This is a genomic window from Acetoanaerobium noterae (assembly GCF_900168025.1).
Classification (GTDB): Bacteria; Bacillota; Clostridia; order Peptostreptococcales; family Filifactoraceae; genus Acetoanaerobium; species Acetoanaerobium noterae.
In genome coordinates this window covers 417,512-431,617 of sequence record NZ_FUYN01000001.1, presented here as the reverse complement: position 1 = coordinate 431,617, position 14,106 = coordinate 417,512, and the positions used below count along the sequence as shown (strand labels likewise).

At 32.9% G+C, this 14,106-nt stretch carries 27 protein-coding genes; all 27 read left to right on the top strand.

Translation table 11 applies throughout. The annotated features are described in order from the left end of the window. Positions 1–12: 12 nt before the first annotated feature. The 27 genes from B5X47_RS02210 (at position 13) to B5X47_RS13985 (ending at position 14,050) form a co-directional block, all read left to right on the top strand. Positions 13–831 (top strand): recombinase RecT, encoded by an 819-nt coding sequence (locus tag B5X47_RS02210; RefSeq protein ID WP_079588582.1) that lies wholly within the window; start codon positions 13–15, stop codon positions 829–831. 143 nt (positions 832–974) lie between these two features. After that, entirely contained in the window at positions 975–1,712 is a 738-nt protein-coding gene (locus B5X47_RS13850; protein WP_200805065.1) for a hypothetical protein, read from the top strand. After that, entirely contained in the window at positions 1,709–1,831 is a 123-nt protein-coding gene (locus B5X47_RS13990) for a hypothetical protein (RefSeq protein ID WP_278278396.1), read from the top strand. The genes B5X47_RS13850 and B5X47_RS13990 overlap by 4 nt, the downstream gene beginning before the upstream one ends. A gap of 12 nt (positions 1,832–1,843) precedes the next feature. Further along, the gene (locus tag B5X47_RS02200) at positions 1,844–2,239 is read left to right on the top strand and encodes a hypothetical protein (protein WP_079588581.1); all 396 of its coding nucleotides are present in this window, start codon (positions 1,844–1,846) and stop codon (positions 2,237–2,239) included. Further along, positions 2,239–2,655, top strand: coding sequence for a single-stranded DNA-binding protein (locus B5X47_RS02195; protein WP_079588580.1), 417 nt, complete (start codon positions 2,239–2,241; stop codon positions 2,653–2,655). Before B5X47_RS02200 ends, B5X47_RS02195 begins: the two co-directional genes overlap by 1 nt. Positions 2,656–2,669: 14 nt before the next feature. Beyond that, the gene (locus B5X47_RS02190; RefSeq protein WP_079588579.1) at positions 2,670–3,023 is read left to right on the top strand and encodes a dUTPase; all 354 of its coding nucleotides are present in this window, start codon (positions 2,670–2,672) and stop codon (positions 3,021–3,023) included. Positions 3,024–3,032: 9 nt separating this feature from the next. Then, a complete protein-coding gene (locus B5X47_RS02185) occupies positions 3,033–3,275 on the top strand; it encodes a hypothetical protein (protein WP_079588578.1) in 243 nt (80 codons plus the stop codon). Beyond that, complete coding sequence (locus B5X47_RS13745) at positions 3,268–3,420, top strand: hypothetical protein (RefSeq protein WP_013361751.1); 153 nt, start codon at positions 3,268–3,270, stop codon at positions 3,418–3,420. Before B5X47_RS02185 ends, B5X47_RS13745 begins: the two co-directional genes overlap by 8 nt. A 1-nt stretch (position 3,421) precedes the next feature. Further along, positions 3,422–3,673: a hypothetical protein gene (locus B5X47_RS02180; RefSeq protein WP_079588577.1), complete on the top strand. Its 252-nt coding sequence runs from the start codon at positions 3,422–3,424 to the stop codon at positions 3,671–3,673. Then, on the top strand, positions 3,609–4,082 hold the full coding sequence (locus B5X47_RS02175; protein WP_242950986.1) for a DUF1064 domain-containing protein: 474 nt from the start codon (positions 3,609–3,611) through the stop codon (positions 4,080–4,082). The genes B5X47_RS02180 and B5X47_RS02175 overlap by 65 nt, the downstream gene beginning before the upstream one ends. 8 nt (positions 4,083–4,090) lie before the next feature. Beyond that, positions 4,091–4,258 carry a hypothetical protein gene (locus B5X47_RS13740; RefSeq protein ID WP_159446369.1) on the top strand — a complete coding sequence of 56 codons (168 nt, stop codon included), beginning with the start codon at positions 4,091–4,093 and terminating at the stop codon, positions 4,256–4,258. Between the two features lie 39 nt (positions 4,259–4,297). Beyond that, positions 4,298–4,771, top strand: a complete 474-nt coding sequence (locus tag B5X47_RS02170; RefSeq protein ID WP_079588575.1) for a sigma factor-like helix-turn-helix DNA-binding protein — start codon at positions 4,298–4,300, stop codon at positions 4,769–4,771. A gap of 186 nt (positions 4,772–4,957) precedes the next feature. Further along, a complete protein-coding gene (locus tag B5X47_RS02165) occupies positions 4,958–5,566 on the top strand; it encodes a hypothetical protein (protein ID WP_079588574.1) in 609 nt (202 codons plus the stop codon). Between the two features lie 197 nt (positions 5,567–5,763). After that, positions 5,764–6,078 (top strand): HNH endonuclease, encoded by a 315-nt coding sequence (locus B5X47_RS02160; protein ID WP_079588573.1) that lies wholly within the window; start codon positions 5,764–5,766, stop codon positions 6,076–6,078. 111 nt (positions 6,079–6,189) lie between these two features. Continuing rightward, positions 6,190–6,549, top strand: a complete 360-nt coding sequence (locus tag B5X47_RS02155; RefSeq protein WP_143215739.1) for a P27 family phage terminase small subunit — start codon at positions 6,190–6,192, stop codon at positions 6,547–6,549. Beyond that, positions 6,527–8,182, top strand: a complete 1,656-nt coding sequence (locus tag B5X47_RS02150) for a terminase large subunit domain-containing protein (protein ID WP_079588572.1) — start codon at positions 6,527–6,529, stop codon at positions 8,180–8,182. Before B5X47_RS02155 ends, B5X47_RS02150 begins: the two co-directional genes overlap by 23 nt. A 15-nt stretch (positions 8,183–8,197) precedes the next feature. Next, positions 8,198–9,361 carry a phage portal protein gene (locus B5X47_RS02145; protein ID WP_079588571.1) on the top strand — a complete coding sequence of 388 codons (1,164 nt, stop codon included), beginning with the start codon at positions 8,198–8,200 and terminating at the stop codon, positions 9,359–9,361. After that, the gene (locus B5X47_RS02140) at positions 9,362–10,066 is read left to right on the top strand and encodes a head maturation protease, ClpP-related (protein WP_079588570.1); all 705 of its coding nucleotides are present in this window, start codon (positions 9,362–9,364) and stop codon (positions 10,064–10,066) included. A 1-nt stretch (position 10,067) separates the two neighbouring features. Beyond that, positions 10,068–11,228, top strand: coding sequence for a phage major capsid protein (locus tag B5X47_RS02135; RefSeq protein WP_200805062.1), 1,161 nt, complete (start codon positions 10,068–10,070; stop codon positions 11,226–11,228). 11 nt (positions 11,229–11,239) lie between these two features. Next, the gene (locus tag B5X47_RS13845; protein ID WP_079588569.1) at positions 11,240–11,536 is read left to right on the top strand and encodes a hypothetical protein; all 297 of its coding nucleotides are present in this window, start codon (positions 11,240–11,242) and stop codon (positions 11,534–11,536) included. A 4-nt stretch (positions 11,537–11,540) separates the two neighbouring features. After that, the gene (locus tag B5X47_RS02125; RefSeq protein WP_079588568.1) at positions 11,541–11,813 is read left to right on the top strand and encodes a head-tail connector protein; all 273 of its coding nucleotides are present in this window, start codon (positions 11,541–11,543) and stop codon (positions 11,811–11,813) included. Beyond that, on the top strand, positions 11,810–12,190 hold the full coding sequence (locus B5X47_RS02120; RefSeq protein WP_079588567.1) for a phage head closure protein: 381 nt from the start codon (positions 11,810–11,812) through the stop codon (positions 12,188–12,190). The genes B5X47_RS02125 and B5X47_RS02120 overlap by 4 nt, the downstream gene beginning before the upstream one ends. 41 nt (positions 12,191–12,231) lie before the next feature. Next, positions 12,232–12,567 carry an HK97 gp10 family phage protein gene (locus tag B5X47_RS02115; protein WP_159446368.1) on the top strand — a complete coding sequence of 112 codons (336 nt, stop codon included), beginning with the start codon at positions 12,232–12,234 and terminating at the stop codon, positions 12,565–12,567. Beyond that, positions 12,554–12,883 (top strand): hypothetical protein, encoded by a 330-nt coding sequence (locus B5X47_RS02110; protein ID WP_079588565.1) that lies wholly within the window; start codon positions 12,554–12,556, stop codon positions 12,881–12,883. Before B5X47_RS02115 ends, B5X47_RS02110 begins: the two co-directional genes overlap by 14 nt. A 9-nt stretch (positions 12,884–12,892) precedes the next feature. Beyond that, complete coding sequence (locus B5X47_RS02105) at positions 12,893–13,462, top strand: major tail protein (protein ID WP_079588564.1); 570 nt, start codon at positions 12,893–12,895, stop codon at positions 13,460–13,462. 13 nt (positions 13,463–13,475) lie between these two features. Next, positions 13,476–13,868, top strand: coding sequence for a hypothetical protein (locus B5X47_RS02100; RefSeq protein ID WP_079588563.1), 393 nt, complete (start codon positions 13,476–13,478; stop codon positions 13,866–13,868). Between the two features lie 50 nt (positions 13,869–13,918). Further along, complete coding sequence (locus B5X47_RS13985) at positions 13,919–14,050, top strand: hypothetical protein (RefSeq protein WP_278278395.1); 132 nt, start codon at positions 13,919–13,921, stop codon at positions 14,048–14,050. Positions 14,051–14,106: the final 56 nt, after the last annotated feature.

Here is a 14,106-nt window from a genome sequence, read left to right as displayed (position 1 = left end):
GAGGATGATAATATGTCAAATTTAAAAAATGAACTTGCAAAGAAAGCAAATAATAGCGTGACTGATGGTAATAAAGAACCTCAGACAATTAAAGATTGGATTAAGGTTATGGAACCAGCTATTAAAAAGGCTCTTCCAAGTGTAATTACTCCAGAAAGATTTACAAGAATGGCCCTAACTGCAATATCGGTTAACCCAAAACTAGCTGAGTGCACTCCTAAAAGCTTTATGGGTTCTCTTATGAATGCAGCCCAGTTAGGCCTTGAACCAAATACACCACTTGGACAAGCATATTTAATTCCTTATAAGAATAAAGGGAATATGGAAGTACAGTTTCAGATAGGTTACAAAGGCCTTATAGAGCTTGCATATAGAAGTGGTGAGTTTGCAAATATTTATGCTAAAGAAGTATTTGAAAATGATGAGTTTGAATATGAATTTGGCCTTGAGCCAGTTCTTAAGCATAAGCCTGCTAGTGGTAATAGAGGAGAAGTAATAGCTTATTACGCAGTATTTAAGCTTACAAATGGAGGTTTTGGATTTGAGGTTATGTCTAAAGAGGATATAACAAATCATGCTAAAACATACTCTCAGGCATATAGTTCATCTTACAGTCCTTGGAGCAAGAATTTTGATGAAATGGCCAAGAAAACTGTCCTTAAGAAAGTTTTAAAGTATGCACCTATAAAGGTTGAGTTCGTGAAACAAATAGTTCAAGATAGCACAATTAAGACTGAAATCAATTCAGATATGACTGAAGTAGAGAGCCAAAATGTGTTTGAAGCTGAAGAAACTGATTATGAAGTTATAGATCAAGAAGAAACTAAATAAACTGACAGGGAGGGTTTATCCTCCCTTAAAAGGAGGTGAATACCCTGGAAGGATGGATTAGTTTACACAGAAGTATACAAGAACATTGGTTGTATCAAGAACGAAGAGTCTTTAGTAAATATGAAGCATGGATTGACATGATAATGATGGCCAGCCATAAAGATAATAGGTTTCTACTTGGCAAGGAATTGGTTGAAGTTAAAAGAGGCAGTTTTATTACATCTGAATTGAAACTCATGGATAGATGGAGATGGTCAAAAGCTAAAGTTAGAAACTTTTTAAATTTATTGGAAGAAGACAAAATGATTTTGAAAAAAAGTGACAAAAAAAAGACCACCTTAACAATAGTAAACTACAACGATTACCAAGATAGAGAAACCACACAGAGACCACAAAAAGACCATACGGAGACCACAAAAAGACCACAAAAAGACACAATCAATAATGTAAATAATGATAATAATGTAAATAATAAAGAGATAGAGTACTCTATGCAAAATATTATCGATGCATGGAATGATTTAAAACTAACTCAAATTAAATCAATTAAACCCAATACAAATAGATTTAAGTTATTAAATGTTAGGGTTAGAGAATATGGAGAATCCGAAGTTATTAAAGCAATAGAAACCATTAAACATTGTCCATTCCTTTTAGGACAAAGCCAAAGTGGTTGGATAATTACTTTTGATTGGTTTATTAAGCCTAATAATTTCTTAAAAGTTCTTGAAGGAACTTATATGAATAATGGAACTTCAGATAAAGCAAAGAATAAAAATAATCAAAATTTGCAGGGAGCATATAAATCAGTTAGTAACGATGACTTAGAGAACCTGCTTATAAATAAAAGAGTTAGGGCTAGGAGTGAGGATTCTATATGAGTAATTTAGATAAGGCACTTAGATATATAGACAAACTGTATTTTAAGAAGAATTTACCGCTAGATAAAGCAATTGAAGCAGGAAGAGCTTATTTATCAGCTATTAATAGATTAAATTAGGAGGGAATATTAATGGAAAACATATCAAATTATTCAGATTATAAAAAGAAAGTTAAAGATATAAATGTTAGAAGTGAGATTTTTAATAATATGCTTAATATATTTGATAATCACATCACTGAAAGCATAAGAGAAATTGAAGAAAGCAATTTTGAAGGCGCAGAGATAACTTTGAAATTGAAAATAGAAGTTGTTGAGCAAACCGAAGATGGAGACCAAAATACAGGAATGCCATCATATTATTATAAACAACCTGTATTTAACTATAATATAAATTCTACTCTTAAAAAGACTAATAAATCTGAGGGTATTTATAGCGAAAAATCAGAGCTTTGTTATCAAAATGGAAAATATGTTTTAGTACCAGTGAACGAGCTTCAAATCAGTATTTTTGATGAGGTGAAATAATGAATATAGTAATGCTTATTGGAAGACTAACAAGGGATCCTGAACTTAAGTACATTCCTTCATCAGGCAACGCTGTTACTAATTTTGATATAGCTGTTGACCGCTCATACCAGGGTAATGATGGAAATAAAAAGACTGATTTTTTTAAGATTCAGGTGTGGGGTAAAAAGGCTGAAAGCTGTGCTAACTATCTTGCTAAAGGAAGACTAGTAGCAGTTAAAGGCTCTATTCAAAATAGGAGCTACGAGACTACTGAAGGAGAAAAGAGATACATTACTGAGATAGTTGCTGAAAATGTACAGTTTCTAGAATGGGGAGATAAGAATAAGGCTCCTGAAACAAATAACACATATGAACCTGAGGGTTTAGATTCAGATGGATTTCGTGCTCTTGATGATGCTGATGTACCTTTTTAGATAAGGAGAAGAATATGGACCTTAATCAATTAGTTGTAAAACAGAAATATCTAGACGATGTTGTTGTTAAGAATTACAACAGTAATCACTCGGATAAGCTTGGATTTTATTTAGATCATAAAGATTTTATAACTCATAGACTTCTTGGGCTTGTAGTAGAACTTGCAGAAGTGTGTAATGAGCAGGATTTACACAAGTATTGGAAAAACAACAAAAAAGTCGGTGGTAATACCTTGGAAGAGTTAGCAGATGTTCTTCACTTTCTATTATCGATAACTCACACACTAGGATATTCAGGAGCTGACTTAGAAACAGCTTACCTAGAAAAGTTTCAAGAGAACCTCAGAAGGCAGGAAAACGGATACTAGGAGGATATCATGAACAGAACCGAGAAGAGAGATAAAACAAGAAACTGGTATAAGCAAATAAACAAAATGTCTCTAGGACAGTTTGAAATATTTCTTGAATCATTAGTACAGCAACATGTCGATGAGACTGAGGAACTTATCGAAGCTGCACTAAGAAAAGAATTTAAATTTGGTGATAAAAGAATTACTAAGCTAAGAGAAACTGCTCAGGCTATGTATGACAGTAAATCAGAGGTGAATACAAATGACTAAAGAAGAATTTGTTTCTAGAGTTTCACATATGCAGTACTTAAATAAACTAAATAAAAGAATGATTGAAAGAGAGATAGAACACTATACAAGAGAATCAAAGTGCACTAAGTTCACTCATAAATTCAAACATGCTAGGAGGAAATGAAATGATTAGTGTTAAGACTAAGAGCTTTGAATATAGAATCAGCAAGGTTTCAATCTTAGAAAATGGAAAGCCAGACTGCTTCGCACAAAGAAAAAGAGAAGATGGTAGCTGGGGCAAAGTGGAAAGTAATACTCTTAGAAGGTTACTAGCTGAATTAGCACTTAAGCAAAATAGAGGAGTGAGAAACATTGGCCATAAGAATGACAATGGAAGAATATCAAGATTATCTAAAAAGAAAAAAAGAGCCTGCTAATAAAACCGTTGCAGCGGAAAAGCAGACTCCAAATAAAAAAGGCGGGGGAGCAATCCCCCATAAACAAAATAACACAAAAAGCAAATATAGCAATAGAAAAGTAAATATAGATGGGATAACATTTGACAGCAAAAAAGAAGCTAATAGATACAAAGAGCTTAAAATTTTAGAAAATATAGGAAAAATTAGTAATCTTGTATTACAGCCTATATATGTACTTCAAGAAAGTTTTGAGTATAAAAGTAAAAAGATAAGAGCTATAAAATATATTGGAGACTTTGAATATGTAGATAGTAAGACAGGAAACAAGGTGCTAGAAGATACCAAGGGATTTAAGACAAAGGACTATCTTATTAAAGTTAAATTACTTAAAAATAAGTATCCAGACATAGACTTTAGAGAATTATAGGAGGTTATATGACACAGGAGATTCGCTGTAAGTCTTGTAACAAGCTATTAGGGAAAGTAAGTGTAAAAACTGATCATGGAGATTTTGATATTAATCTTAAATGTGCAAGGTGCAAGCATCAACAAACATACACAGTACAAATAAATAATGTAGAGGACCAAGAGTCCCAGGAGTAAATCTTCCTGGGATTTTTCTTTTTTGAGGGAGGGCTAGATATGAAGGCAGATTACTATAAAGGGACTGAGAAGATTCTATACAATTACAACTATCTCAAGGCTAATCTTGAGATTAAGTTAAAGGAGCTACATGAGATTCAATTAGATGATGGAGTAAGTGGTATAAACTATGAGGGAGTTTCTACCTGCAAAACCTATAAAATTTCACAGCCAGTTGAGGATATAGCTGTTTTAAATCTAGAAATGATAAATAGCATTACACAAAACATTAAAAAGCTTAAATCTAAAATAAATAGCATAGAAATGAGCTTATCATTACTTAGTGATGAAGAAAGAGAAATTATTCAGATGAAGTACTTTGACTCGATGAACTGGCCACAAATTTCTAATAAGGTTAATATGTCAGAGAGGCATGCTCAAAGAATAAAAAACAATGCTATAAACAAGATGAAAGTTGGGCTATTTGGAATAATTGCACTTGAAGAAGAAGTTCCTATAATAAAATCTATGTAGATGTCGGTTTTATGTCATTTACACGTGTCGGTTTTATGTCGCTTTTGTGTCGTACTTTTGAGCGGAATGAGAGATATAATAGTAAGTGGATATTTATATAAGATTTTAGAAGAATATAGTTTATTTATTCACAAAGTAGTTTCCTTCTGATATAGTTAAATTAAAAATCAGGAGGTAGAATGAGATATGAAATTTTTAAAAAAAATAAAAAATAACTTATTAAGTATTATGTTATTGTTTCAAGTGTTAATTTCTTTTGTAGTTACATTTTTTTTAAATATTATTAAGGCAAATATTACTACTGAATTATTTTGGTTAATTTCTGTTGGATTAATAATTATGTTTATAACATCATGTGTAATGGATTACATTTTTAGCATAGGATTTATTAATATAGAAAAAGATAAAAATTATAAAATGTTATTACAAATTTTTGACGATAATGAGATTAGGAATTATTTAAATGAATCTATGGAGATTAAAGAGGATAATAAATCATCTATCATGATGGATAAATGCAAAATATATGAGGAATATCTTAAAAAAAATTGTGAATATTATAAATCTGAAACAGTTTATCCAATACTAATATCTATAATTGCTGTTGTTATTGCCATTCCTGAGTATTCTGGAGACAACAGTATGCAAGTTGGATTAAGAACATTTTGTATATCGTTAATTGCTTATGCAGTTATGTTAATGAGAATGGCGAGAGATTATTGGGAAAATGAGTTAGTAAAGCATAAATTAAAAAGAATAAATAATATAAATCTGGATTATAATAAAAAAATATAAGTACTTAAAATATTAAGTGGATACTATTTGATTTAGAAGTAACCTTTCATAAATGGGAAAAAGCAAGTAATATTATAAAATTAAAATTTTAACAAAGAGTAGCTTTATAGCTGCTCTTTTATTTTGGATTTAAACTGGATACTGCGACAATACTTAACAGTATGTTCATACATAGCAGGGGTGGGAGCTAGAGTATAATGCACACAATAGAACAATTAGTTGATTCAATCAAATCAGGTAATGAGATAGCATTTTATAAGAGTATGGTATGGCTTCGTAAGAGAAAGCAAATACTTAAAAGAGATAACTATGAGTGTCAGCATTGTAAACTTAAAGGAATGTATTCCAAAGCGGAAACAGTTCATCACATAAAACATTTAAAAGATTATCCAGAACTAGCAATTGAGGACAATAATCTCATAAGTTTATGTAATGTTTGCCACAATATAGTTCATCCTGAAAAATTAAAAATAATAAAAAAAGAAATTGTAAGTGAAGAAAGATGGGAATAGCCCCCCAGTCCGAAAAATAGAATTTTTTCTAAAATCTCTGGGAACGGTAAGGGGTGTAGACTGTAGACATTTTTAGTAATATCGCATGATGGTAGGTAGGGAGGTGTTGAAATGGCAAGAAAAAAAGCACAAACTTGCAATAATGATGTCAAAGAAACTAAAGAAGAATGGTTACAAATTGAAGAAGATTTACTAAGACAGATTGAAGAAAAGGGGCTATTACAACAGCACTATCGTTCCCTCGTTGCAGACTATATAGCATTTTGGCAAACTAAGAATATGTTAATAGCTGATATTAGAGATAGAGGAGTTAGTGTTGTTTGGGATAATGGCGGAGGACAAACTGGAGTAAAGAAAAATGATTCAGTAGCTGAAGTTGTAAAGGTAAGTGGACAAATGTTAAAGATACTTCAAGAGCTTGGCCTTCGGGGAGCGGATGTGAAGCCAGTTGAAAAAGCAGTCAAGATATAGAAAACCTAATTTTCATCCATACATAAATATTTGGATGGAAAAAGTTGAAAGAGATAAAGTTCCAGCATGTGAAGAACAAAAGCTTCTCATGAAATTTCTAAGAAAAGAATTGTATAAGAAAAGCATAGTTATTGATAGTGAAGTAATTGAAGAAACAGTAGCTCTAATGGAAAGAAGATTTTATAAGCAACATGATTTTCAAAGGTTTATGACTGCATTAATTGTAGGAGTAAGGCATAAGAGAAATGACATGTTGCTATTTAATCAGATTTTCATTGAAGGTGGTAGAGGTTTTGGTAAGAATGGATATGTATCTGCTTTAACTACTGCACTTATCAGCGAAGTTAATGGAATAAAAAACTATAATGTTGATATAGTGGCCACAGCAGAAGACCAAGCGAAAACAAGTTTTGAAGATATATATACAATGATTGATGATAACGAAGAGATACAGCCAGCATTTAATTACACCAAAATCAAGATAACTCATAAGGGAACAAATTCAACTGTTAGGTATAGAACAAGTAATGCTAAAACTAAAGATGGATTAAGACCAGGATGCGTTATATTTGATGAAGTGCATGAGTACACAGATTATAAGAATATTAATGTGTACACATCAGCACTTGGAAAAACTAAAGACCCTAGAAGAATATACATCACTACAGATGGATATGTAAGAGATGCAGTTCTTGATGATCTAAAAAATAAATCTAAGCAAATACTTAATGGAGAGATGCCACATAATGGGTTTCTTCCCATCATTTTCAAGATGGATAATCTTGACCAAATAGAAAATAAAAAATTATGGCCCATGGCAAACCCAAGGCTTCCATATGCACCTGAATTAATGCATGAGATGGAAATTCAATTCAATGATATGTACACCAACGATGCAGTAAAAGAAGAATTTATAACTAAAAGAATGAATCTTGTGTATGTTTCAGCTGATAAAGTGGTAGCAGTTTGGGATGATATCAAAGCTGCTTGCAGGGACCCGTGGCCAGATATTATAGGATGTGAATGCCTTGGAGTATTAGACTATGCAGATATAAATGACTTTGCTTCTGTAGGATTATATTTTAAGTATGGAAATAAAAGACTATTCAAACAGCATAGTTTTATACATGAAAAAGCATTAAAACTTAAACATTACAATATAGATATTGATGAAGCAGTGAAAAAAGGATGGGCAACAATAGTTAGAGATACTCCTACAATACCAGGCGAATTGATAGCTAGTTGGTTTGTAAGGCAATCTCAAGTGTACAACATAAAGAAAGTAGTAGGCGACCGATACAGGATATCAGGCATTTCGCAAGATTTTGCAAATGCAGGAATACCTTTTGAGGGTCGCTTTTTTGGACCCAAAACACATATGATGATACATCCATTTGTAAATAAACTTTTCACAGAAAGACTTATACAACTAGAAGATGATAAGTTAATGCGTTGGTATATCAACAATGTAGGAGTAAGAACTAATGAAGTAGGCAACAAAGAATTTTATAAAATAGAGCCTAAAAGAAGAAAGACAGATGGAATGTTTGCTTTTCTTCATGGAGTTGCAGCAGATGATGATTTAGCAGATGCAACAACAGTACATGAGATTTATGAGCCAATGATTTTCTAGATAGGAGGTGAGGACATGGGAATATTTAATTCGGCGTGGGAATGGTTCACTAGACAGGTAGGAGCAGATGGAACTATAACTTTAGATGCTTGCATTGAAAAATTACAAGCAGAGGCTTATTTCAAGAGACTCGCTATGCAGTGTTGTATTAACTTGATAGCAGATACTATCTCACTTGCTGAGTTTCAAACTTATGTAGATAAGAAAAATAAAAAGGGAGATAACTACTACTTGTTTAATGTTGAACCTAATGTTAATAGGTCTGCTTCTGCGTTTTGGAGATATGTAATAAGGCGATTAGTTTTAGATAATGAATGCCTTATTATTATAAGGCCTGATGGACAAATGTATCCAGCTGAAAGCTTCACTAAGAAAACCTATGCATTTGTGGAGAACATTTACACTGACATAGTAGTAGATGGATTCAAGCTTAATACAAGTCTTAAAGAAAGTGAAGTAATACATCTGCAGCTTAATGATGAAAGAATAACGAGCATAGTTAATGGGGTTTTTGAAACTTATAGTGAGCTTATAGCTTACAGTAAGAAAACTTATAAGAGATCTAACGCAAGAAGAGGTATCTTAGAAATTCCAGCGAAGACTTCTGAAAGAGATATAGATAAACAGACAGAAGAAAAACTAATGAACGAAAGATTTAAAAGATTCTTTGATGCAGAAAATGGGGCAGTACTTCCACTTAGCAATGGCTACAAATACACAGACTTAGCAACACAAGGGTATAAGCAAGGCTCTGATAGTAGAGATATTAAAGCCTTGATAGACGATATGTTTTACTTTACAGCTATTGCTTTTAAAATCCCGCCATCATTATTTTTAGGGACTGGGGCTGATACATCTTCTGCAATGATTTCATATATTAATTTATGTATAAATCCACTTGCAGACCTTATAGCTAGTGAAGTTAACAGAAAGATGTATAGAAAAGATGCATATCTAGCTGGTAATTTCTTAAAAATAGATACAACCAGAATTAAGCTTACGGATATCAAAGACCTAGCCAATGCTATGGATATTCTGTTTAGAGCAGGTGTTCATACAATTAATGATAATAGAGAACTCATTGGAAAGGAAAAGTCAGCTGATGAAATAGCTGATGAAGTATTTGTTACAAAGAACTACATGAGAGCAGCAGATATTCAGAAAGGGGGTGAAAGTTAAATGCCAAGACCTAATATTCAAAAAATCAATCCTAAATGTGAAGCAGTAAAGACTGATGAAACAGCAAAGCTATACTTATACGGAAACATAACTAGGAATAGTTGGTGGGATGAAGAAGCCATAACATCTAGTTCAGTAAAAGAACAACTAGCTAATTTGTCAGATGTTAAAAAACTAGAAGTGCATATTAACTCAGGAGGTGGAGATGTCTTTGAGTCTATAGCAATCCTTAATTTATTAAAGCAACATCCAGCAAGTATAAATATCTATATTGATGGACTTGCAGCTTCTGGAGCTTCGGTTATAGCTATGGCTGGTGAAAATATCATAATGCCTAAAACAGCTATGATGATGATTCATAAAGCCTGGACATTCGCGATGGGAAATGCTGACGAACTGAGAAAAACAGCAGAAGATATGGACAAGATGGACTCAGCAGTACTTGAAGCTTACAAAGAAAAGTTTACTGGTGATGAAGAAGATTTGAAAACTCTAGTTAAAAATGAGACATGGCTTACTGCTCAAGAGTGTTTTGAGCTGGGATTATGCTCAGAGTTATTCGAAGAAGAAAAGCCAGAAGAAGACATCAAAACAGCTGACGAAATCAAAAACTCTATCTTAGAAAAGATGAGAGTAAATGCACAAGCAAGAAAAGTTGATAAAACAAATAACATACTAAACAAGTTTAAAAGGGAGGAAATATAAAATGCCAAGACCAATGATAAATCCAGATTTAAGTAATACTGATGAGGTACTAATAGGTTTAAAAAATGATTTTGTTGCAGCACTTGAAAGTGGAGATGCTGACAATGTAGCAGCTGCACAAGTAGCAATGGCCCATCATATTCAATTAGGAGTACTTGATCAAGCTAAAAGAGAAGCAGTAGAAGCTGCAAGAATGGAAGCCGCTGACCAACATGCAAGAGCAGCCAGAAATATGAATTATCTTACTGCAGATGAAAGAAAATATTACAATGCAGTAATTGAAGCTAACGGATTTGAGACTGCTGAAGTAGTTAGCCTTATGCCTGCAACTATAATTGATAGAGTGTTTGAAGATTTAAAGAAAAAACATCCACTTCTTGATAAGATTAATTTTGTAAACACTGGTGGAGTTACTCAGTGGATTACAAGAACTAATGATGCAGAGGCCGCTTGGTGGGGTCCTTTATGCGATACAATTAAGAAAAAACTTTCTGCAGCTTTCAAAATAGAAGACATGAATTTATACAAGCTTTCTGCATATATGCCTGTTTGCAAGTCTATGTTAGTTTTAGGACCTGAGTGGTTAGACACATATGTAAGAACAGTTTTAGGAGAATCAATTGCAATGGCTCTTGAGCTAGCAATTGTTAATGGTACTGGTAAAGACCAACCTATAGGAATGATGAAGAATTTAGCAGGAGCAGTAGTTGAAGGAGTTTATCCAGATAAAACTCCAGTTGCACTTACTGAGTTTACGCCAGCTTCTATAGGAACTGCTATCATGGCGCCTCTTACTAAAAATGGTACAAAGATAGTAGATGCTGCTGATGTAGTGTTTATTGTAAATCCATTAGATTACTGGTCTAAGATTTACCAAACTATTATGACTAAAAATTTAAATGGTCAATGGGTTTCAAACTTCCTTTTCCCAATGGAAAATATTATCCAGTCCGTTGCAGTACCACAAGGTAAGATGGTAACAGGAGAAGCACCTAACTATTTTATGGGAGTTGGAATGGCCCAAAAGATTGAGCATTCAGACGAATACAAATTCCTTGAAGACCAAAGAACTTATCTTACTAAGTTTTTAGGAAATGGTAAAGCTAAAGATAATGAGTCATTCACTGTATTTGATATTTCTGGAATGGCTCCTGCAGTTTAGGAGGATAAAATATGAAAGCTAGAGTTAAGATTGCCTTTCAAGATTTAAAAGAGAGAGCTTTTCGCAATGCGGGGAGCTCTTTTGAATTGACTCCTGAAAGGTTCAAAGAGATTAATAATGCTGGATATGGAGTTTTAGTTGAAGAAATAAAAGAAGAAAAAAAGTCTAGTGAAGTTAATAAAATAAGTATGGATGATCTAAAGAAAATGAGAAAAGATGATTTAATATCTCATGCAAATAGTTTAAAAATTAAAGTATCTGAAGAAGATACAAAAGCTGAAATTATAGAGAAAATATTAGGAGCGTGATAACATGCTCGAAGAGATAAAAGGCTATTTAAAGATAACATGGTCAGATGAAGATAGTTCTATATCTACAATGATAGATGCAGGTAAAGCTTATATTGATTCAGTAACAGGAACAACTATTGACTATGAGTCTGATAACCAAGCTAAATCTTTGTTATTTGATTACTGTAGATACAGATATAATATGGCCACAGAAGAATTTGAAAGCAATTTTTCTTCTGTTATATTAAATCTTCAGCTTAAATATGCTTGCAAGGATATGGAAGTGACGCCATGATAGATAAGAAAACAAGGGTTAAAGATGCTCAGATGGTTTATAACAAGAAGATAACTATTCAGAAAAAGACAACTGCGAGAAATGAAGAAGGTATATATATTGACACTTGGATGGACTATGTAAGCGTTTATGCTTATGCTAAGAAGCTATATGGAAAAGAATACTTTGCTGCTGCAGTAGTTAATGCTCAAGATTCACTGAAAGTCTATGTTAGATATATTTCTAAACTAGATAGCTCTAAGGTAGATATCTCTACTACTAATCTTAGGATGATATTTGAAAATCAAACTTATGATATTAAAAATATAGACGATATAGGGTTTGAAAATAGAACCATTGAGATATTAGTAGAAAGTCAAAGAGGTGATGCACTATAGAACTAATAAACATTGATGAATTAGTTGAAGAAATGCAGGCCATGATGGAAACAGTGGGTTATTATGTTGAAGGTATTGTTGAAACTGCATCTTTAGAGACAGCAAAAGAAACAGTTAAAAAATTGAAAGCTTCTAGTCCAAAGAACAATGGAAAGTATGCGAAAGCATGGACATTTACTCCAAGAAATAATGGGCTTTCTAAATCTTATGTGGTCCATGTTAAAGCTCCACATTATAGACTTACGCATTTATTAGAATATGGGCATGCTACTAGAAATGGTGGTAGAGTTCCAGCAAGACCACATATTGCTACAGCAGAAAAAGAAGCTATAGAAGAATTTACTAAAAAGGTGGTGCAAGGAATTGAAGAGTCTTAGTGATTTAATAACTATACTAGATGAAACAGGATATCCAGTAGCTTTTAGTAGCTTTTCATCAGAAGGTTCTACTCAAGCTCCAGCACTACCATATATTATTGTTATGGATCCTTCAAGTGACAATATGTTTGCTGATAACACTGTGTATGTTCAAATTGATGAATACAGAGTTGAACTTTATGCTGAGCATAAATCAACAGCTACAGAAAAAGTACTTGAAGATGTATTTAGGACACATGAAATACCATGGAATAAAGATTCTGATTATATTGAGTCTGAGAAAATGAATAGAACTTCATATTATATTGAGATATAGGAGGGTAAAATGAATAGAAATAAAGTTGAATTTGGTTTGAAGAATGTACTTGTAGCAGTAGGAACAGAGGGAGAAGGCGGAGTAGTAAATTATGCAGCTCCAGTTGCTATTCCAGGTGCAGTAACTCTAAAGGTTGATGAGAAGTCAGACATGTATCAATTCTTTGCTGATGATAGAGTGTACTACTCCGAAGCTCAATCAGAAGGAGCAGAGGGTACACTAGAAATGGCACTATTTCCTGATACTTTTAAAACCGATGTACTTGGCTTTATAAGAGATGCTGATGGTGGGCTAGCTGAGAAGTTAAACCCTACAACTAAACCTTTTGCTCTAATTTTTGAATGTGATGGAGATGCAAATAAAGCAAGACATGTTTATTTTAACTGTAAGGCAGGGAAAATAAGTGATGAATATAAGACTGCTGAAGGGAAAAAGAATGTGAAAACTCAAGTGCTTCCTATAACAGTTATGGGTGATGCTAATGGATACATTAAAGTTAGATATAATCAAGATGAAGCTGGATATGATAAGGTGCTTACAGCTGTACCAACTATTACCCCAGCACCAGTAGTGCCATAGAAAAGAGGGCTATATGGAAAAGACAATATTAATATCAGGCAAAGAAGTTAGATTGAAAAATACAGGTTCATTTGCGCTTAGATATAAAGAGCAGTTTGGAAAAAATCCAATTAGTGAAATAATGGGTATGATAGAAGTTTTTAAAGATATGGATATCGATTCAATAAGTCCTGAACTAGATTTAGGAGATCTAAAAAAAATAGATTTTGATGTTTTTTACAATGTTACTTGGACTATGGCCAAGACTGCCGATAAAAGCATAGTTTCTCCACTTGATTGGCTAGATGAATTTGACGAATTTCCAATTATAGATATTCTTCCAGAAGTAATGGATATGCTGATTCAAAGTTTTACATCTACAATTCAATCAAAAAAAAACATGAATCATCCAGCAATGAAGCGGTAAATATTGAAGACATAATGGTGGGGGCTTCTATAAGAGGAATGCCCCTACAGATGTTTGAAGATATTACAATAGGGCAGATAGTTGATTATTGTATAACTTATAATAATATGCAAGATGAAGAAAAGGATGAAGATAGTCCTAGAATAAGAAAAGCAACTCAAGAAGACTTTGATAGATTGTAAATATATGAAATTTTTGCCACTCATTAGAGTGGTTTTTTTATGTAAAAAGGTGGTGA